This window comes from Streptomyces sp. NPDC093109 (assembly GCF_040701725.1).
Classification (GTDB): domain Bacteria; phylum Actinomycetota; class Actinomycetes; order Streptomycetales; family Streptomycetaceae; genus Streptomyces.
This window is the reverse complement of the sequence record NZ_JBFBEZ010000023.1, coordinates 80,009-98,129: the sequence shown is the minus strand read 5'-3', so window position 1 is coordinate 98,129 and position 18,121 is coordinate 80,009. Positions and strand designations below refer to the sequence as shown.

The 18,121-nt window shown below is 73.6% G+C and carries 13 protein-coding genes; 3 read left to right on the top strand and 10 right to left on the bottom strand.

The window, feature by feature from the left end; all coding sequences use genetic code 11:
- Position 1 precedes the first annotated feature (1 nt).
- The 3 genes from AB0389_RS22515 to AB0389_RS22505 all read right to left on the bottom strand — a co-directional run bounded on the left by AB0389_RS22515 (position 2) and on the right by AB0389_RS22505 (position 3,892).
- Positions 2–1,072 (bottom strand): MoxR family ATPase, encoded by a 1,071-nt coding sequence (locus AB0389_RS22515; protein ID WP_366397230.1) that lies wholly within the window; start codon positions 1,070–1,072, stop codon positions 2–4.
- Positions 1,073–1,208: 136 nt separating this feature from the next.
- On the bottom strand, positions 1,209–3,398 hold the full coding sequence (locus AB0389_RS22510) for a trypsin-like peptidase domain-containing protein (RefSeq protein ID WP_366397229.1): 2,190 nt from the start codon (positions 3,396–3,398) through the stop codon (positions 1,209–1,211).
- On the bottom strand, positions 3,395–3,892 hold the full coding sequence (locus AB0389_RS22505) for a CU044_2847 family protein (RefSeq protein WP_366397228.1): 498 nt from the start codon (positions 3,890–3,892) through the stop codon (positions 3,395–3,397). Before AB0389_RS22505 ends, AB0389_RS22510 begins: the two co-directional genes overlap by 4 nt.
- 110 nt (positions 3,893–4,002) lie before the next feature.
- Here AB0389_RS22505 and AB0389_RS22500 point away from each other — a divergent pair, with 110 nt between their 5' ends.
- Positions 4,003–4,176 carry a DUF6104 family protein gene (locus tag AB0389_RS22500; protein ID WP_366397227.1) on the top strand — a complete coding sequence of 58 codons (174 nt, stop codon included), beginning with the start codon at positions 4,003–4,005 and terminating at the stop codon, positions 4,174–4,176.
- A gap of 501 nt (positions 4,177–4,677) precedes the next feature.
- Here the strand turns inward: AB0389_RS22500 and AB0389_RS22495 are convergent.
- The gene (locus tag AB0389_RS22495) at positions 4,678–5,529 is read right to left on the bottom strand and encodes a hypothetical protein (RefSeq protein ID WP_366397226.1); all 852 of its coding nucleotides are present in this window, start codon (positions 5,527–5,529) and stop codon (positions 4,678–4,680) included.
- Positions 5,530–5,742: 213 nt separating this feature from the next.
- On the opposite strand from AB0389_RS22495, the gene AB0389_RS22490 reads away from it, so the two are divergent.
- Both AB0389_RS22490 and AB0389_RS22485 read left to right on the top strand, forming a co-directional pair.
- Positions 5,743–6,648 carry a DUF4097 family beta strand repeat-containing protein gene (locus AB0389_RS22490; protein ID WP_366397225.1) on the top strand — a complete coding sequence of 302 codons (906 nt, stop codon included), beginning with the start codon at positions 5,743–5,745 and terminating at the stop codon, positions 6,646–6,648.
- 1 nt (position 6,649) lies between these two features.
- Positions 6,650–7,615: a helix-turn-helix transcriptional regulator gene (locus AB0389_RS22485; protein ID WP_366397224.1), complete on the top strand. Its 966-nt coding sequence runs from the start codon at positions 6,650–6,652 to the stop codon at positions 7,613–7,615.
- Positions 7,616–7,706: 91 nt separating this feature from the next.
- Here the strand turns inward: AB0389_RS22485 and AB0389_RS22480 are convergent, their stop codons facing one another.
- The 6 genes from AB0389_RS22480 to AB0389_RS22455 all read right to left on the bottom strand — a co-directional run bounded on the left by AB0389_RS22480 (position 7,707) and on the right by AB0389_RS22455 (position 17,603).
- A complete protein-coding gene (locus tag AB0389_RS22480; RefSeq protein ID WP_366397223.1) occupies positions 7,707–10,763 on the bottom strand; it encodes a tetratricopeptide repeat protein in 3,057 nt (1,018 codons plus the stop codon).
- Positions 10,760–12,700, bottom strand: a complete 1,941-nt coding sequence (locus tag AB0389_RS22475; protein ID WP_366397222.1) for an HSP90 family protein — start codon at positions 12,698–12,700, stop codon at positions 10,760–10,762. Before AB0389_RS22475 ends, AB0389_RS22480 begins: the two co-directional genes overlap by 4 nt.
- 304 nt (positions 12,701–13,004) lie before the next feature.
- Positions 13,005–13,958 carry a zinc-binding dehydrogenase gene (locus AB0389_RS22470; protein ID WP_366397221.1) on the bottom strand — a complete coding sequence of 318 codons (954 nt, stop codon included), beginning with the start codon at positions 13,956–13,958 and terminating at the stop codon, positions 13,005–13,007.
- Between the two features lie 105 nt (positions 13,959–14,063).
- Positions 14,064–15,653, bottom strand: coding sequence for an alkaline phosphatase D family protein (locus AB0389_RS22465; RefSeq protein WP_366397220.1), 1,590 nt, complete (start codon positions 15,651–15,653; stop codon positions 14,064–14,066).
- A complete protein-coding gene (locus tag AB0389_RS22460; protein WP_366397219.1) occupies positions 15,650–16,180 on the bottom strand; it encodes a phosphoesterase in 531 nt (176 codons plus the stop codon). The genes AB0389_RS22465 and AB0389_RS22460 overlap by 4 nt, the downstream gene beginning before the upstream one ends.
- A 217-nt stretch (positions 16,181–16,397) precedes the next feature.
- Positions 16,398–17,603 carry an NADP-dependent malic enzyme gene (locus AB0389_RS22455; RefSeq protein WP_366397218.1) on the bottom strand — a complete coding sequence of 402 codons (1,206 nt, stop codon included), beginning with the start codon at positions 17,601–17,603 and terminating at the stop codon, positions 16,398–16,400.
- Positions 17,604–18,121 lie beyond the last annotated feature (518 nt).

The following is an 18,121-nucleotide window of genomic DNA, read 5'->3' as shown; positions in this document are numbered from 1 at the left end:
GTCACCTCGGCCGGTCGAGTCGCTGGATGAGCAGGTCGGCGAGGCGTTCCCGGCCGGCCGGGGCGGCGGCGTCGGTGAGGTAGATCGCGTTCAGCAGCTGGTCGGTGGAGATGAGTTCGCTGCGCGAACGCTCCAGGAAGTGCGCGATGAGGTCGCCGCCCGCGCGCGCGGCCTCGTCGCCGAGGTGGGCCCGTACGAAGGTCGCCAGCCGCTGGTGGTCGGGGCGGCCCAGCTCCAGATGGATACAGCGGCGCATCAGGGGCGCCGGGAAGTCGCGCTCGCCGTTGCTGGTGAGGACGACGAACGGGAAGGCGCGGCACTGCACCCGGCCGCCCTTGATCCGGACCTTCCGGCCGTCGTGGTCGAGGACCTCGGCCTCGCCGTCGGGCAGCCGGTCGGCGATCCGCTCCAGCTCGGGAATGCCGAACTCGCCCTCCTCCAGCACGTTGAGGAGGTCGTTGGGGAGGTCGATGTCGCTCTTGTCCAGCTCGTCGATGAGCAGCACGCGCGGCCGGTCGGAGGGGAGCAGCGCGGTGCCCAGCGGGCCGAGGCGGATGTAGCTGCCGATGTCGCCGGAGGGATCGGGGCGGTGCGCGCGGCCCTCGCCGCCCTCACCGCCGTCACCGCCGTCACCGTCCGTACGGTCCTCGCCGTACCGGTCCTCGCCGTACCGGTGCGCGGCGAGCTGGACGTCCTGAAGGCGGGCGATCGCGTCGTAGTGGTACAGCCCGTCCTGAAGCGCCGACCGGCTGACGATGGGCCAGCGCAGCACCCGGCCGAGCCCCAGCTCGTGCGCGACGGAGTGGGCGAGGGTGCTCTTGCCGGCGCCGGGGCTGCCGGTCACCAGCAGCGGACGGCGCAGATAGAGCGCCGCGTTGATCATCTCCAGCTCCTCGGCGCCCGGCCGGTGAAGCTCCGCCTCGTGCCGGTAACCGCCGAGCCTGCGGTCGGCCGAGCCGTCACCGCCGTGGCCGCCGAAGTCGCGCCAGGGCGGCGGCGGGGGCAACTGGCCGATGCCGCCGTGGGGTTCGCCCGCGCCCCGGTAGATGAGCCACTCGCTGGATTCACTCATGGCGTGTTCCTCGTCGTCCTCGGTCGACCGGACAGGACCTGGCCCGGCGCGGACAGCGGGCGCCGGACGTGCCTCACCGTAGCGATCCGCCGCCCACCCCGTAAGAAGCTCTTGCCGCCCGAACGGCCCGACCCGGTCATGGCGCCTCCAGCAACTGGCCGAATCCGGGCAGCGGACGGGCGGGATCGTCGTAGAAGAGGGCGACGCCGTCCGACCAGAAGGTCTCCGTACGGCCCGCCCACACGCCCCGGCGCAGTTCGAGGACGGTGTACGGCAGCCGGTCGGCGGTGCCCGCCTCGGCGACCGTGGCGACGGCCCGCCGGTGGAAGTCCGCGCAGACGATCTCGGGGCGGTCCTTGCCGCGCCGCAGCAGGGCGATGTGGAAGCCGCCGCGCACCAGCCGCGCCAGCCCGGCCGCGGTCTCGCCCGCGGCACCCGCGTCCCCCGGCGCGCCCGGCGCCCCCGTCTCCGCGTCAGAGCGGTCCGCGTACCGGCAGAGCACGGGCACCGTCTCGTACGCCAGGGACCGCAGGTGCTCCTCCGCCGGTACGGGTATCCGCAGCCCTTCCTCGCAGTCGAGGATCTCGGCCCGCACCGCGACGGTCAGCGCCCGCTCCCAGCGCGCCCGGTGCTCGCGCGCCTCGTCCTCCGTCGGCGGCGGCTCCTGGTCGGAGGGGCGGACGAGCACGGGCCTGACCGCGCCCAGCGGCGGCTCGTCCGGCGCCAGCCGCCAGCCGTCCACCGCCAAGCCCAACCGGGCCCGTACGACAGCGACTTGCAGCACCGCCGGATTGTCCGGCTCGTCGCACCGCCGGAACGCCTCGGTCAGCGAAGGACCGAGCCGTACGGGCAGGGCCTGGCCCGGGGTGCCCCTGCTGTCCTCGCCGACCGGCACCACCTCGCCGGTGTGCCGGGCGACGCCGACCCGCCAGTCGTAACTGTCCCGCTCCCAGCCGCGCGGCTCCAGCTCCAGGAGGACGAACGGGCGCTCGCCCTCCCGGGGACGCTCCCCGTACGCCGGGGAGGCGCGCCGCTGCTCCCGGTCCGTACGGCGCCGGGCCGCCGCCCACAGCAGGAAGATCTCCTGGCGGAAGTCGCGGGGAAGGCGGTCGTCGGCGATGCCGTTGACCCACTCCCAGAGGTTCTCCTCGGCGCGGGCGGTGGACGGGGTGACATAGGGACGTTCGGCGGCGAGGACGCTCATGCAGTAGCTCAGCACGAGTCTGAGGGCGGCCTCGTCACCGTGCGTCTGCGTCCCGTACAGCGCGCCGAGCCCGTCGCGCCAGCCGCGCGGCGCCGGGTAGCGGTCGCCGCCGCGCATGCCGGGCAGCCGGGCCAGCAGGTCGAGCAGGCTGTGCGTGGAGACCGGCGGCGGCAGTTCGGCGAGCCGGCCGAGCAGGGTGATGCGCTGCTGCGGGCTGAGCGCGCGGCCGGCCCCCGCGCCGAGGCCGTCCTGCACATCGGCCCAGGTCGGCCCGGCGGCCACCCGGCTGGCGTGCTGGTCGGCGTGGTAGCGGTCGTGGGCGTGGCAGACCGCCTGGTAGTCGTCGTCGGACTCGGCCCCGGCCATGGCGGGCGGTACGGGGAGCGAGCGCAGCCGGTCGATGGAGATCGAGGTGCCGCCCATCGCGCCGACGAGCTGCGACTTGAGCACCCCGACCACCTCGCCGCGCGCGAGGTCGACGGTGGGCCCGCCGGAGATCCCCGGCGGCAGCACGTCCCCGCCGAGGCGCATCTGCTCGTCGGCGTCGGCCCAGCCGCCGACCGTGCCCTGTACGGTGCACCGCCCGGTCAGCCGCTTGATCCGGCCGCCGACCTCCGTCCAGCCGGAGTAGAGCACCATGCCGCCGGCGAAGAACGAGGCGGGACGCTCGGCGACGTACACGCAGGCGTGCTCGACGGGACGGCGGAGCCGCACGAGGGCGAGATCGGGCGCGGGCCAGCCGCCGCGTCCGCCCGTACCCATACCGGCACCGGCACCGGCACCGGCACCGACCGTGGTGGCCGCCGCTTCGGGAAGTGCGGCGACGACGGTGCCGGTGACCGAGGTGAGGCCGCTCGTGGGCCCGGTTTCGAAGACCACCGTCACTTCCCGCCCCTCCCCCCGCATCGCCACATGCGCGCATGTGAGAACCCAGCTCGGGGCGATGAAGAAGCCGCTCCCCAGGAAGCTTCCGCCCGGCTCACCAGGGGCATACCCGCGCTCCGGGCCATGGATGCGCACGGTCGCCGCCATGACGAGGTCCACGAGGGCGCGCACACTGTCGTTCGGAGCTCCCGGTGCGCCCCCGAAGCCGCCGAATCCCCCGCCGGGCCCGTCGGTCACGGGGCGCCCCTGGGCGGCGCCGTGGGCCGTGGCGGCGGTACGCCGGGGGGCGCGGCGGGGGGCACGGCGGGCGGCGCGGCGGGCGGTACGACGGGCGGCGCGGCGGCCTGCGACGGTACGTCCGGCGGCTCCGTCAGATCGGCGGGCGGTCCGCCGCCGGTCCAGGTGAGCGTGACGGTGATGCCGCCCTTGGCCTCGCCGTCCGCGAGCAGCCCCACCACCCGGCCCGCCTTGGCGGTCAGCTCGATGCCGAACTCGACGCTCACCTCGTCGGGCCGTACCGCCCGCAGCGGACCGGCCAGCGACCGCGCGACGCTGGTCACGACGGAGTGCAGACTCTCGACCCGCGCCTGCACCTGCTCGGCGAAGCCGGTGTCCGAGTACGTCAGGCCCCCCGAGGGTCGCTCCAGTTCCGCCGCACCGCTGATCCGGGCCCAGACGGGCGTCCCGTCGGGCATCTCGATACGTGTGACTCCGGTCTCGCCATCATCCATGGCAACCCCATTCCCCCAATTCCCCGCAGATTAGCGGCAGTACGGCGCCCGGGCGAGGTTCGGCGGGGAGGACGGCGTTTCGCCGCCGGCCGTCATCTAACCTGGTCGGTATGTATTTCACGGACCGCGGTATCGAGGAGCTGGAGAAGCGGCGAGGCCAGGAGGAGGTCACTTTCGAGTGGCTGGCCGAACAGCTGCGTACGTTCGTCGACCTGAACCCCGACTTCGAGGTGCCGGTGGAACGCCTGGCGACGTGGCTGGCACGGCTGGACGACGAGGACTGACCGCCTCCCGGCGGGTCGCCTCCCGGCGAGGGGCCGTGGGTCTGGGCGGTTGCGGGGTACGGCCGGTGCGGGGTCGCCTCCCGGCGGGGGACCGTGGGCTTGGCGGTGCGGGTGCGGGGTCCGGCCGGTTCGCCCCGTGCCGGGTGCCGGGGCACTCCGGAGGCGCATCCCCGGATGCATGATTTACGCCGCGTGCGGCGGCGTTCTTCGACTGCGGGCGCGTACAGCGGCACAAATCACGCTCTACATCCGGGGACGTCACCTCCTGCGACCCCGGCCCCCTCCGGTCGGTGGTCGGCTCGCGCGCAAACGTCCCGGGCTGGGGCGGGTGGGTCTGTGACGGGCCGGTGAAGGGGGCACCGCAGGGGGTATGTGTCCGGACGTAAAGCGCGATTTGTGCCGCTGAACGAAACCCGCGCCTCGTGGTCCGGCCCGCACGCGGCGTAAATCGTGCAGTCCGGGCACGTGCCCCCGGAGGGGACCCCGGCAACAACCCGCACCTCACCACCGGGCCCAGCCCAAGACGGACCCCGGCCCCTCGCCGGGAGGCGACCCCGTGCGGAAGCGGTCGTACGCCAGCCCCAGCGCCCCATGCGTGATCAGCAGCGCTCCCGCGAACGCCCAGCCCGCGCTGCGGCGGTGGGCGGCCCACAGGACGAGGGGGACGCCGGCGGCGAGCTGGACCGCGCTGATGCCGCGGGCCCGGGGGCCGCGCAGCCAGGGGCCGAGGGGGCCGTCCTCGACCACGTCCAGCTCGGCCCGGACCGCGTCGCGCCACCCCGCCCATTCGATCTGCTCGACGCCGGGCTGGACGCGGGCCACCTCGCGCAGCCGGTCGGCCGGTTCGCCGGGGGTGAGACCGGCCGGAAGGGTGAGCCCCGTACGGGTCAGGAACGCGGCCAGGGCGAGCAGCCGGGTCCGGGAGTCGGCGTCGGGGTCCGGCAGGGTCAGCGGGCCGAGCGCCTGGAGGTCGAGTACGGGATCGAGGTGGAGCCGGGCGGCGAACGTCCGCATGGCTTCGTCCTCGCCGGCCGGGGTGCCGTCGGCCAGCCACACGTAGCCGACGCTGCGACGGAATCCGGCCGCGAGCAGGTATCCGGCCCGGTCCCGGTCCCACCACAGGGCGAGTACCGGCCAGCCGGCGCCGACGGCGAGCGCGGTGGCCCAGCCCGCGAGGACGCGGTCTACGGGGTCGGCGCCGTCGAGCCAGGGTTTGCCCTCGGGGACGAGCACGCTCCACTCGTCGCCCGCCGGGGCGAGCAGCAGCCGCTCGCGGAGCAGATGGGCGGCGGGCCGGACCGCCGCCGGCTCGGCCCGGCACAGCAGCAGCGCTCCCACGGGTGTCGCGTTCATGGCTCATACGCTAGGTCACTTTGCCCGCATTTGGGCGGCGCGCCCTACGGGTCACCCCGGATCGGAACCCCACCACGACCCCGAATCACCCCCCACCTCCCACCGCCTCGCCTTGACTTCCCCCAACCGCGATATATCGTGTTCTGCATGAGACGCGATATGTTGCGTCGTATCGGTCCACGTATCGGTCCAGGCCCGCGGGAGGTCAGCACCATGGCAGAGTCGACATGGCAAGTAGCCGAGCCGGAGAAGCTCGACTTCGCCGGCCCGGTCACCACGCTCAACGTCCGGATTGTCAACGGCACGGTGAATGTGGTCGGCACGGACAGGGAGGACGCCTGGCTGGAGGTCTCCCGGCTGAAGGGCCCGCCGCTGATCGTGACGAGGGACGGCTCCGCCCTCACCGTCGCCTATGAGGACCTGCCGTGGAAGGGGTTCCTGAAGCTGCTCGACCCCAAGGGCTGGGACCGTGACGTGGTCGTCTCGCTGGCCGTCCCCGCGGGCACCTCGGTCGAGGTCGGGGTCGTCGGCGCCGGAGCCGTGATCTCCGGGATCCGGGGACGTACGGATGTGCGCGGAGTGACCGGCGACACCACGCTCGTGGGGCTGTCCGGCGAGGTCAGGGCCGACACGGTATCGGGCGGCCTGGAGGCCCAGGCGGTCACCGGCGGACTGCGCTTCCACTCCGTCTCCGGCGATCTGACGGTCATCGAGGGGGCGGGTTCGTCCGTACGGGCCGAATCGGTGAGCGGCGACATGGTCATCGACCTCGATCCGGCGGACAAGCCCACCGACATCAGACTGACGACGGTCTCGGGCGAGGTCGCGATCCGGCTGCCGCACCCGGCGGACGCGCGCGTCGAGGCGAACACCGCGAGCGGCTCGGTGTCCAACGCGTTCGACGATCTGCGGGTCACCGGCCAGTGGGGCGCCAAGAAGATCACCGGCAATCTGGGGGCGGGCACGGGCACGTTGCGGGCGACGACCGTATCCGGCTCGATCGCCCTGCTGCGCCGGCCCCCGGCGGAGGACGGCCCGCACCCCACGGCCCCGTCCGACACGCCGGCGTCCGCCATACCTGCCGCCCCCGCCGCCCCCACCGCCCCGAAGGAGCTGTGACATGCCTCCGGTCTTCGCCCACGGCCGACTCCGGCTGTACCTCCTCAAGCTCCTCGACGAGGCCCCCCGCCACGGGTACGAGGTGATCAGGCTGCTGGAGGAACGCTTCCAGGGGCTGTACGCGCCATCCGCCGGCACGGTCTACCCGCGGCTCGCCAAGCTGGAGGCCGAGGGGCTGGTCACGCACGCCACCGAGGGCGGTCGCAAGGTCTACTCCATCACCGACGCCGGCCGCGCCGAACTGGCCGGGCGCGGCGGCGAACTGGCCGATCTGGAGCTGGAGATCCGCGAGTCCGTCGCCGAGCTGGCCGCGGAGATCCGCGACGATGTCCGCGGCGCGGCGGGGCAGCTGCGCAGCGAGATGCGCGCGGCGGCCTCGGAGACCCGGAACGGAACGGACAGCGAATCCTGGCGTACGGCGAAGGAGGAGCTGAAGCGCGCGAAGCACGAGTGGCAGGAGCAGGCGCGCCGGGCGAAGGACGAGTCGCGCCGCGCCCGCGAGGACGCCCAGAAGGCACGCCGTCAGGCGAAGGAGGCCCAGGAGACGGCCCGCCAGGAGATGCAGCGCATCGCCAAGCAGGTGCAGGACCAGGTCCAGACCCACTTCGCCCGGGGCGACTGGCCCACCGGGGTCCGGGACGGCCTCTCGGAGCTGGCCGTCCAGCTGGGCGGGCTGACCGGGACGTCCTGGCCGGCGCCCGGCAAGCAGGCCCCGCCCCCGGCGGACACCGCCCGGCCGCCGGAGCCTTCCGGGTCTCCGGAGCCCTTCACTGACCTGTACGGCGACCTCCCGGCCACCGGGGACCCGGCCCGCGATCTGGACCGGCTGCTGGACCGCTTCCGGGACGACATCCGTGACGCCGCCCGGGACAACGGCGTCACGGAAGAGCAACTGGCCGACGCGAGAAAGCATTTGTCGATAGCTGCCGGCCGACTCGGTGTGCTGCTGAGGCCATCGCGGAGCTGAAAGCCGGCTGACGGGAGGTCCGGACGGGCGCGACGGCCCCCGAGGTGCGCCGGATACGGGGGTTCCGGCGCAGCTCGGGGACAGCCCGGGGTCAGTTCAACTGGGTGAGCCGTCCGAGGGTGTGTTCCAGCCGGGGCAGGGACGCGTGGCACTCCTCCGTGTCCTGGGCGGTCAGCTCGGTGATGAGCGCCCGCAGCAGGGCGGTGGCGGACTCGGTGCGGTCGAGTTCGTGTTCCGTCCAGGCCATCCGGGCGGCGCAGCGGGCCCGTTCCTCCACCACACCCGGCAGGTCGAGCGTGCTCAGGGTGGCTTCCGCCAGTTCGAGCAGGCCGAGCGCCTCGTGCCGGACGGGGGCCGCCACGGCGGGATCCGGGTGTCCCCTGTCCACCTCGGAGTAGAGGGAGTTCAGAAGGATTTCGGCGGTCTGGAGCCAGGTGCTCGCACGCTCCCGCAGCAGTTCACCGTCCTCGCCCTCGCCGGCCACGAGCGCCTGTTCCATCAGGGCGCGTGCCGCGTCCGTGTTCCCCTCGCCGGCCTCCAGCCACGCCACGGAGCGCAGGGCGCGCACCGCGCCGATCGGCTCGGCGAGCGCCTGCCACAGCTCGATGGCGCGGTGGTACGCGGCGATGGCCTCGGTCCGCATGCCCGCGTCCGAGAGGCATTCGGCGCCCAGGGTGGCCAGTTGGGCGTGCGGGTGCTGGTTCTGCCACTCCTTGGCGATCTCGGCGGCCAGGAGATACTGCTCGGCCGCCGCCCGCTGGTCACCCATCGCCCGCTGCGCGCGCCCGAGCGTCTGTCTGGCTTGTACGGTCTGCTCCGGCCCGTGCTCCAGCAGGTCGGGCAGGGCGGATTCGAGGACCTCGGCAGCCTCCACGGGGCGTCCGGTCTCGTTGTACGCCTGCGCCAGGATGAGCCGGGCGTACGCGCCCGGGCCGGCCGACTGCCCGGCCTCGTCGAACCAGTGCGCGGCTTCGAGGGCGTACGCGGCGGCCTCGTCCTCCTTGCCGTACTGCTGGTTGAGGAGGTCGGCCAGGGTCAGCCGCAGCCGGCCCAGCTCCGCCGGGTCGGTCAGTTCGGTGCCGTGCTCCAGCGCGGTCCGGGCCGCCGCCTCGGCCTCCTCCGCCCGGCCCATCGCCATCAGCAGCCTGGCCCGCTGCGCGAGGGGCTCGGCGGCGTCCCACGGGCGGCCGACGGCCACGCTGCGCCGGACCGCCGAGGCGAACAGCGCGTCCGCGGCCTCCCCGTCGCCCGTCTGCCACGCCAGCTCGGCGCGGAGGACTTCGGCCTCGGCGAGCAGATCGGCCACATCATCGGCCGCCGGCTCCCCTGCCGTCTCCCCGGCCTTCTCCGGTGCCGAGAACTCCGCGACGAACGCCGCCAGATCGGCGTCGAACAGCGCCCGCTCCTCCGCGCCCCCGTCCTCGTCTCCGTCCGCGCCCCCGTCCGCGTCTCCGTCCACGTCTCCGTCCGCGTCCCCCACCGCTCCGTGGCCGCTCGCCAGGTGCCTGAGCAGCCCGCCGAGCTTGGCCGTGCTCAGCACGACCGTCGCGATCCGCCGTCTACGGACCGGATCCGCCGGGTCGAGCGCGAGCGCCGCCGCGTCGGCCGTCGCGAGCAGCTCCCGGATCTCCTCGGGCGACGCGCCCGTCCGCCCGGCGGCGAAGACGACGCGCAGGTCGTTCAGCGCGGCCCGGCCGGGCTCGCCCGCCGCCCGGTAGGCGGCGGCGACCTCGCGGAAGAGGTCGCGCAGCGTGGCCTCGCCCTCACGTCCGGCACGCACCGCGGCGTGTTCGAGGAGTTCGGCCGCCAGCAGCGGGTCGGCTCCCCCGTCGCCCTCCGCGACCAGCGCCTCGATCCGGTCCCATACGGCGGTCGCTCCCGGGTGCCCCTTGCTCCGCAGCTCGCGCGCCCGCTCCGCCAGCTCGGCGGCCGTCGGCCCGGCGTGACCGGGCCCGGCCTGGGCGGACCCCGCCTGCCCCGGCCCCGTGCCCGGCGTCTCCGCCGGTCGTATCCCCGCCGGCCCGAGCCTGGGTGCCCGTACGCCCAGTGGCAGAGCGGCCACCAGCGGCCGGGCCGCCAGCCGTTCGGCCAGCTCGGCGGAGACCTTGCCGTTGCCGTTGCGCCGGTCGAACCGGGCGGCGATCGCGGCGGCCTCCGTGTCGAGCAGAGCGTGCAGCTCCCGTACCGTACGGCGCTCCCCCGCGATCCCTGCCGGGACGGCGGGCCGCTCGCCGAGGCCGAGTTCCAGCAGCCGGCGCAGCAGCGTGAGGGTGCCGCCGAGCAGCTCCAGCCGGCTCGACGGATTGCCCACGGACTCCAGATGCGCCGCGTGCTCGGCGAGGATCTCCAGACCGCGGCCCTCGTTGCCGGTCAGCGCGCAGAACTCGATGTGCCGCCCGATCGACGCCAGCAGGCTCTCGTCGCCCCGGACCAGCCGGTATCCGCGCAGATGGTGGGTGCGCGCCTCGTCGGGCCTGCCCGCCCGCAGGAGCGGCAGCAGCGACTGGGACAGCACCCGGTGCGGCTCCTCCGCGCAGTGGGAGCGGCCCGCGAGCACCGGCTCCCAGGTCCGCAGCGCCTTCTCGTCGTCCCCCCGGTCCGCCCAGTAGGTGCCCTGGTCGTTCAGCTCGCAGGCGTGGCAGTCGGCCATCCGGTCGCGCTCGGCGGCGGTCCACGCGGCGAACGCCCGCGCGGCCCGCTCCTTGTCGCCGGTGTTCTCGGCCAGACTGAACTCGGCCTGCCTTACGGCCCGTTCGGTGAAGCCGGCCGTACGGTAGCGGCGCTCCATCTCGGCGAGCCACTGCTCGACGGTGGCCAGCGGCATCTCGGGCAGCGTCAGCATGCCCGAGCTGGCCCACTTGAACATCCAGTAGAAGGTGTGGGTCTCGCCGGCGTCGAACGCGGACGGGTCCCGGTCCCACTCCTGGAGCAGCCGCGCGAACGGGACGAGCATCTTGCCGCGCTCGGTGCTGTATTCGTACGCCCTGATCAGGCCGAAGAGCGCCGTACGGAGCACATCGGGATCGCCGGTGGCCTCGGCGGCGGCGACGAGCTGCTCGGCGCGCGTGTTGCGCGGCAGGCCGTTCGGCGCGGACTCGTTGTCCCACACGGCGCGGCGGATGTCCTCGGGCGCGAGGTCGGTGGTCACTGGTCGCCCTCCTCGTGAGCGTGCGGTGCGGGCGGCGTGGCGGAGGCCGGAGCGGCCGGGGCTGCCGGGGCTGCCGGGGCTTCGAGCGGGTGCGTGGCCCACTCCAGCAGGCCCAGGAAGGCCCGGTTGAGCAGCGCGGTGTCGGCGGGGCGCAGCGGGCGCTGCGCCATCAGCAGCGCCTGCCCGTAGAGCGATTCGACCGCGGTGCCGGCCAGCTCCGCGTCGGTGATGCCCGCGATGCGGCGCACCAGCGGGTTGTGGTGGTTGAGGACGAGCCTGGCGCGTGGCGCGGCGCCGCGCAGCGCGCCGAGGATGCCGCTCCACAGCGCGTCGGCACCGTCCTCGGCGTCCGCGCGGTCCCGTTCGTGGCGGGCCTCGCGGTCGTCGAGGAAGAGCGCGGGAACGGTGACGGGGTGGTAGGCGCGCAGCGCCACGTCGCAGCCGAGGGCGTCGAGCCGGGTGCGGGCGGTGGCGAGGAAGCCGGCGAGCGCCAGCTCCTGCGCGGGGTCGACCGGGTCGAGCTGCGCGGTGACGGCGCCCGCGTCGAGTTCGCTGAGGGTGATCCCGTCCCGGACGGCCGGGAGGAGGGCGAGGAGGTCGGTGTCGTACGTGTATCCGCCGTTGACGACGCCGAGGCCGTGCGCGGCGGCGATCGGCGCGACCTGCCGGAACTCCTCGACGGTCCGGGTGAAGTGGATCACGGAGTGGGTACGGGCGAACTCGTCGAGGGTGACGCGGCCGTCGCTGGTCTCGAACGGCAGCCACGGCAGCATCAGCCCGAACAGCTCCGGGTCGTGCCGGGCCATGGACTTGACGCCCAGATGGTGGACGGTCAGGAACGCCGCGAGCCGGTCGGGGGCGCCCGCCGCCAGCTCGGTCAGCCAGGCCCTGATCCGGGCGCCGAGCGCCTCGCGTACGGCGGCGAGCGTCTCGTCGTCGTACAGGTTCTCCCGGGAGGCGGTGGGCCGCAGGGTGTCGGTGTCGAGGACGACGCGGACGAAGAACGCCCAGTCGGGCAGCAGGTTGTCCGCCCGGTCGGTGAGCAGCATGCCCTTCAGATAGACGCGGTGGGCGGCCCGTTGGGCGGGGCTGGTGGCGGCGGGCAGCACATGGGCGACGCCGCGCACACCGGCGACGGGCAGGTCCAGGTCGATGGAGTCGAGCGGGGTGAACCCGAAGACCTTCGCGCAGTGTCCGGCGAGCGCGACCCGGCGGGCGGTGGGCGTCGGATGGACGCGGTCCCAGACGGCGGGCCGCTCGGTCAGCGGCCGGTCGGTGACGTCGGGGCCGGTGAAGGTGACCTCGTGGGGCAGCAGGGAGCCGAAGTCCGCGGCGAGCAGGGCGACCCGCGCCGGATCGGTCCACTCCTCGGCGCCCGGCCGCGGCTCCAGCAGGACGGTGGTGCCCGGCTCCGGGCGCGCCTCGTGCGGCAGGATCCGTACGGTGTACGAGCCGTCGTCGCTCGCCAGCCACTCGACGGGCGGCGCGTCGGGCGTACGGGCGGACCGGGAGACCACGCGGATGCGCTTGGCCACGACGAAGCAGGCCAGCAGCCCGATGCCGAACTGGCCGAGGAACTCCTGCCGGGCGTTCTCCAGCCCGTCGCGCTTGGAGCTGCGGCCGATGGTGGCGAGCAGGGTGTGCACCTCGTCGGCGGTCAGGCCGATGCCCGAGTCCTCCATCACGACGGAGGTGCCGTCGGCCGTGAGCCGGATGCGCCGGGGCGCGGCGGGGTCGTGCGCGAGGCGCGCGGTGAGCGCGTCGACGGCGTTCTGGAGCAGCTCGCGGACGTAGACCCGCGGACTGGAGTAGAGGTGGTGGGAGAGCAGGTCGACCAGACCGCGCAGGTCGACCTGGAAGGTGTTGACGGCCGGCGCGGAGGCGCCGGGGGCGTCGGAGGCATCGGAGACGGACAGGGCTGACGAGTCAGGATTCATGGGCGCAGGGGGCAACCTCGCGGCCCCGGACGGGCGGCCACAGGCGCGGGTCGGGCGATCGCGGGGTCCCCCCCTCACGAATCGCGATGGGCCCGGCCCGTGCCACGGCGGCGCGCCCGGAAGCGCGCCACCGAGGAGGGCCCGGAATTGCTCCCCATCGTAGGGACGACCACTGACAATGCCTATGGCGTTTCCGCAAGAAACGATCTTCCCTCGCCCGGAGTCCGGCCGTCAGCCGCCCGCCCGTCGCCCGCCCGAGCCCCCGTCACCCCGCCTGGGCCAGACCGGAATCCGCGCCTCCGTCTCAGACCGTCAGCACGACCTTCCCGAACAGCCCCCCGGCCGCCATCTTCTCGAAGCCCTCCCGCGCCCGGTCCAGCGGCAGCACCTCGTCGATCACCGGCCGTACGCCCTTCAGCGCGCAGAACGCCAGCAGATCCTCCAGCTCACCGAGCGACCCCATCGTCGAGCCCACCACCCGCAGTTCCAGGAAGAAGATCCGGGTCAGCTCGGCGTGCTCAGGCCGGTCGCCGCTCGTCGCACCCGAGATGACCAGCGTCCCGCCGCGCCGCAGGCACTTGATGGAGTGCGACCAGGTGGCGGCGCCGACCGTCTCGATCACGGCGTCCACCCGGTGCGGCAGCCGCGCGCCCGGCTCGAACGCCTCCTGCGCGCCCAGCTCCACGGCGCGCGCACGCTTCGCCGCGTCGCGGCTCGTGGCGTACACCCGCAGCCCCGCCGCGCTGCCGAGCACGATCGCCGCCGTGGCGACCCCGCCGCCCGCGCCCTGGACGAGGACCGAGTCGCCGGGGCGCACGCCCGCGTTGGTGAAGAGCATGCGGTACGCGGTGAGCCAGGCGGTCGGCAGGCAGGCGGCCTCCTCGAAGCTCAGCCCGGCGGGCTTGCGCAGCAGGTTCGCGGCCGGCACGGCGACACGCTCGGCGAAGGTCCCCTGGTACTGCTCGGTGAGGATCGAACGGGGCTCGGTGCCGTGGTCGCCGCCGCCGATGACGGAGTGGACGACGACCTCGTTGCCGTCCTCGTCGAGCCCGGCGGCGTCGCAGCCGAGGATCATCGGCAGCCGCCCCTCCGGCAGGCCCACCCCGCGCAGGGACCACAGGTCGTGGTGGTTGAGGGAGGCGGCCTTCACGGTGACGGTGGTCCAGCCGGGACGCACCTCGGGCTCCGGGCGTTCGCCCAGTTCGAGCCCCGAGAGCGGATCGGCGAAATCGGTGTGTGCGGCATAGGCGGCGAACATGGGACCGACTCTAGGGCGACGGCGGTACGCGGAGAACCCTCCGCCCCGGAGTCGGTCCGCGTACCGCCGCCCCGAGCGCCCCACGTACCGCCGTCCTTCCCCCGGTCAGTCCCTGCGGTACTGCGCCGGCGAGTTCCTCGTCGCCGGGTCCTCGTACGCGCCGGCCCTGCCCCGGTCGACATGGAAGGTGGTCAGGGTGGAGACGGGCGACGCGGGGTCCCCGCGGTCCTCGATCACCCGCATGTGCGTGCTGAAGCGCCGCGGCGTCACCTCGTACACGTCGTACCCGTACCGGTCCCCCTCGAAGTACTGGAGATGCGCGTTGGCCCGGCCCATCAGCGGGCCGTTGGCCGCGTTCCACGCCGCGTCGTAGGCGCTGGAGGAGACCGAGTGCGCCGTGAACTCCGTGCCGATGACGGGCGAGTCGAGGTTGTCGTAGTCCGGTCTGATGTCGTCGACGAAGGCCGAGTGCCAGTCCCCGGTGAGCACGATCAGGTCCTTCAGTCCGCTCCCGCGCACATGCTCAAGGACCTCCTTGCGCTCGCTCAGGAAGCCGTCCCACTGGTCGGTGAACATGTACCGGCCGCCCGGCGAGCCGCGCAGCTGGCTGAGCATGATCGAGTTGGCCCAGATGTGCCAGGCGTCCGGGGCCCGGTCGACGGTCCGCTTGAGCCACTCCTTCTGTCCGGCGCCCAGGATCGTGCCGTCGGTGAGGTTCTGCGCGGAGCGGTACTGGCGCAGATCGAGCACGGCCAGCTCCAGCAGATCGCCCCAACGGCGCACCCGGTGGATCTCGGGGTCCGGCAGGGCGGCCGAGGCGCTCCGGCCCTCGCCGTCGCCGTCCCCCGCGTCGCGGTGCGGCAGATGCTCGTACCACGCCTGGTAGGCGGCGGCCCGGCGCTGGAGGAACGGCGCGGTGCCGCCCGTACCGCTGTAGTCGTTCGCGACCTCGTGGTCGTCCCAGGTCAGGAACCAGGGGTGGGCGGCGTGGGCGGCGCGCAGCCCCGGGTCCCCCTTGTAGAGGGCGTGGCGTTTGCGGTAGTCGTCGAGGGTGTAGATCATCGGGGTGTTGTGGTCACGCAGCGGGTCGCCACTCTGCGGCCCGTACTCGTAGATGTAGTCGCCGAGATGGATGACGAAGTCCAGCCGCTCGCGCGCGATTCCGCGCAGCGCCGCGTAGTGGCCCTGCGGATAGTTCTGGCAGTTGGCGGTGGCGAAGCGTACGGAGGACACCGCTCCGGCGGGCGCGGTTCTCGTTCTGCCGGTCCGGCTGGTCCCGCCGAGCGCGGAGAACACGTACCAGTACGTACGGCCGGGGGTCAGTCCGGTCACCGGTACGTGGACGCTGTGCGCGAGCGTCACGGATGCCGGGACCACGCCCGCCGCGACGACCCGGCGCATCCCGGGGTCCTCGGCCACCGCCCACCGCACCTCCGCGACCTCGGGCAGCGGCTGCGCGGCGGCGTCCGCGAAGGGTTCGGGGGCGAGCCGGGTCCACAGCACGACGCTCGTCGGGCGCGGGTCGCCCGAGCCGACGCCGAGGGTGAACGGCGCCTTGTCGTAGGTGGATCCGAGCGCGGCGGCGGCCTCGCGGGCCTGCGCGGGCGAGAGCCCGGCGCTCAGCGGCCAGACGGTGCCCAGGGCGCCCGCGGCTCCGGCCGCCTTGAGCAGATCGCGCCGGTTGAGTCCGCTCATGACCGGTCTCCCGTCGCCCGGAGGGTCAGTGAGATCGCGTCGGCGTAGCCGTCGTTGGAGGTGCCGGTACCGGTACGGGTGAGGACGAGCAGCACGCGCGCGGTGCGGGCGCCGAAGGGGACGCGGGCCCCGGCGGTGCGCTCCAGGAGCGCCGTACGGCTGTCCCGTTCGGCGGCGGTGACCGGGCCGAGCACGGAGAGCGCGACCGGGGTGCCCCTGTCGTCGCGGAACTCCACCGACAGCCTGGCACCGTCCTCCTGTGCCGCGTATCCGCCGAGCCAGGCGGAGAGGGTGTACCTGACCCGCCCCGCGTTCACGGCACTCCAGCCGGTCGCACCCGTCCTGGGCAGTGTGACGTCCTGGGTGAGCGTGGTGCGCGGGCTGTTCCCGCCGGAGAAGAACCGGCTGCCGCGCCGGGCGGGGCCGGGGTCGGACAAGGTCGGGTAGCCGTTGCCGTAGTTGTACTCGATGAGCGCGGGCGCTCCTTGGCGCACGGTCCACCCGGTGACCGAGGACACCGGGTCCACGCCGCCTCCCTGACCGCTCTCGGCATCCCCGTTCACAAGCAGGTTCACCATCGCCTCCAGGCGTTGAATCCATCAACAGCCATAGCAGCAGTCTCAGTTGAACCCGGGAAGTCCGCGTGTGGAATTCTCCGTTCAGCGGCGGACCGGCATGCGGACGCGAGCGCGGGGCGGGCCGTCGGACGGCCCGCCCCGCGCTCCCCGGACGGCGGTACGGCACTCAGCGCCGCGCGACGCCCTCGGCCCGCGCCGCCGCCGCGACGGCCGCGGTGACCGCCGGGGCCACCCGTTCATCGAACGGGGACGGGATGACGTAGTCGGCCGCCAGGGCGTCACCGACCACATCGGCCAGCGCGTTCGCCGCGGCGATCTTCATGCCCTCGGTGATCCGGGAGGCCCGCACCTGGAGCGCGCCCGCGAAGATGCCGGGGAAGGCGAGCACGTTGTTGATCTGGTTCGGGTAGTCGGACCGCCCGGTCGCCACGACCGACGCGTACCGGTGCGCGATGTCGGGGTGCACCTCCGGGGTCGGGTTGGCCATCGCGAAGACGAACGCGCCCGGCGCCATCGACGCGATCGCCGGCTCCGGGACCGTACCGCCGGAGACGCCGATGAACACGTCGGCGCCGGCGAGGGCGGACTCCAGCGAGCCGGAGAGCCCGGCGCGGTTGGTGATCTTCGCCAGCTCGCGCTTCACCTCCGTCAGATCGTCACGGTCGGTGCTGACGATGCCCTTGCGGTCGGCCACGGCCACATCCCCGAGGCCGGCCGCCAGCAGGAACTTGGCGATGGCGATCCCGGCCGCGCCCGCGCCCGAGATCACCGCGCGCAGCTCGCCGAGCGGGCGCCCGGTCAGCTTCGCCGCGTTGCGCAGGGCGGCGAGGGTGACCACCGCCGTACCGTGCTGGTCGTCGTGGAAGACCGGGATGTCGAGCCGCTCCTGGAGCCGCCGCTCGATCTCGAAGCAGCGCGGCGCCGAGATGTCCTCCAGGTTGACCCCGCCGAAGGAGGGCGCGAGCCGCACGACGGTCTCGATGATCTCGTCCGTGTCGGTGGTGGCGAGCGCCAGCGGCACCGCGTCGACCCCGCCGAACTGCTTGAACAGGATCGCCTTGCCCTCCATCACGGGCAGGGACGCCTCCGGGCCGATGTCACCGAGCCCGAGCACCGCGGTGCCGTCCGTCACCACGGCGACGACCTGCGACTTCCAGGTGTAGTCGTGGACCAGCTCGGGCCGCTCCGCGATCGCGGAGCAGACCTTGGCGACGCCGGGGGTGTACGCGAGGGACAGGTCGTCCTTGTCCCGGACCGGCACGGTGGCCTGGATGGCCATCTTCCCGCCGCGGTGCAGCGCGAAGGCCGGGTCGAAGGGCTCGTCCGTACCGTTCGCGCTGTCGCTGCGAGGATTGACGATCTCCGCTGCCATGTAGATAACCCCTTAATTCTTCATCAGTTGAGGGTGTCCGCTCCTGGTCGAGGAGGGGGTGGGCGGCCACCGCGCACGCGCTCGCGTCGTCGGCGGCGCCGGGATGCCCGTCCTGCCGGAGGTCTATACGTACGCGCGGGCGCGCCGCACACGCGCCCGGGGCCCCGGATGAGGGGTGTAATCGTCCTTCATACCGGACGGACCACGTCATTCACGAGTCCGCGCCCCCCGGTGACATGACTCATAGCCGATCAATGGGGCAGATCCGGCCAACCGCATGAATCTCACCGACAGCGCGGGACGGACCGGAGATTCTCCGGCCGGAATGAGGCATTCCCACAGATGGTCCGGCTGGATATACCGCCACAGTGGGGTGAGGGGGTGGCCCGTTACCCGATTTTGACATGCCTGGGCCCCTGAGGGTGCCAGTCCAAATGGCAGGATGCCGTAATCACATTCGGTCGCGACACTCGAAGACGCGTGCTCGGCCACCCCGAAGACGCGCGCAGGCCACATGG

What these genes read in the sequence shown, in the direction of transcription:
- AB0389_RS22495 (WP_366397226.1), bottom strand. Translation starts at nt 5,529, where the DNA reads ATGAACGCGACACCCGTGGGAGCGCTGCTGCTGTGCCGGGCCGAGCCG.
- AB0389_RS22515 (WP_366397230.1), bottom strand. Translation starts at nt 1,072, where the DNA reads ATGAGTGAATCCAGCGAGTGGCTCATCTACCGGGGCGCGGGCGAACCC.
- AB0389_RS22470 (WP_366397221.1), bottom strand. Translation starts at nt 13,958, where the DNA reads ATGTTCGCCGCCTATGCCGCACACACCGATTTCGCCGATCCGCTCTCG.
- AB0389_RS22490 (WP_366397225.1), top strand. Translation starts at nt 5,743, where the DNA reads ATGGCAGAGTCGACATGGCAAGTAGCCGAGCCGGAGAAGCTCGACTTC.
- AB0389_RS22505 (WP_366397228.1), bottom strand. Translation starts at nt 3,892, where the DNA reads ATGGATGATGGCGAGACCGGAGTCACACGTATCGAGATGCCCGACGGG.
- AB0389_RS22465 (WP_366397220.1), bottom strand. Translation starts at nt 15,653, where the DNA reads ATGAGCGGACTCAACCGGCGCGATCTGCTCAAGGCGGCCGGAGCCGCG.
- AB0389_RS22485 (WP_366397224.1), top strand. Translation starts at nt 6,650, where the DNA reads ATGCCTCCGGTCTTCGCCCACGGCCGACTCCGGCTGTACCTCCTCAAG.
- AB0389_RS22475 (WP_366397222.1), bottom strand. Translation starts at nt 12,700, where the DNA reads ATGAATCCTGACTCGTCAGCCCTGTCCGTCTCCGATGCCTCCGACGCC.
- AB0389_RS22455 (WP_366397218.1), bottom strand. Translation starts at nt 17,603, where the DNA reads ATGGCAGCGGAGATCGTCAATCCTCGCAGCGACAGCGCGAACGGTACG.
- AB0389_RS22500 (WP_366397227.1), top strand. Translation starts at nt 4,003, where the DNA reads ATGTATTTCACGGACCGCGGTATCGAGGAGCTGGAGAAGCGGCGAGGC.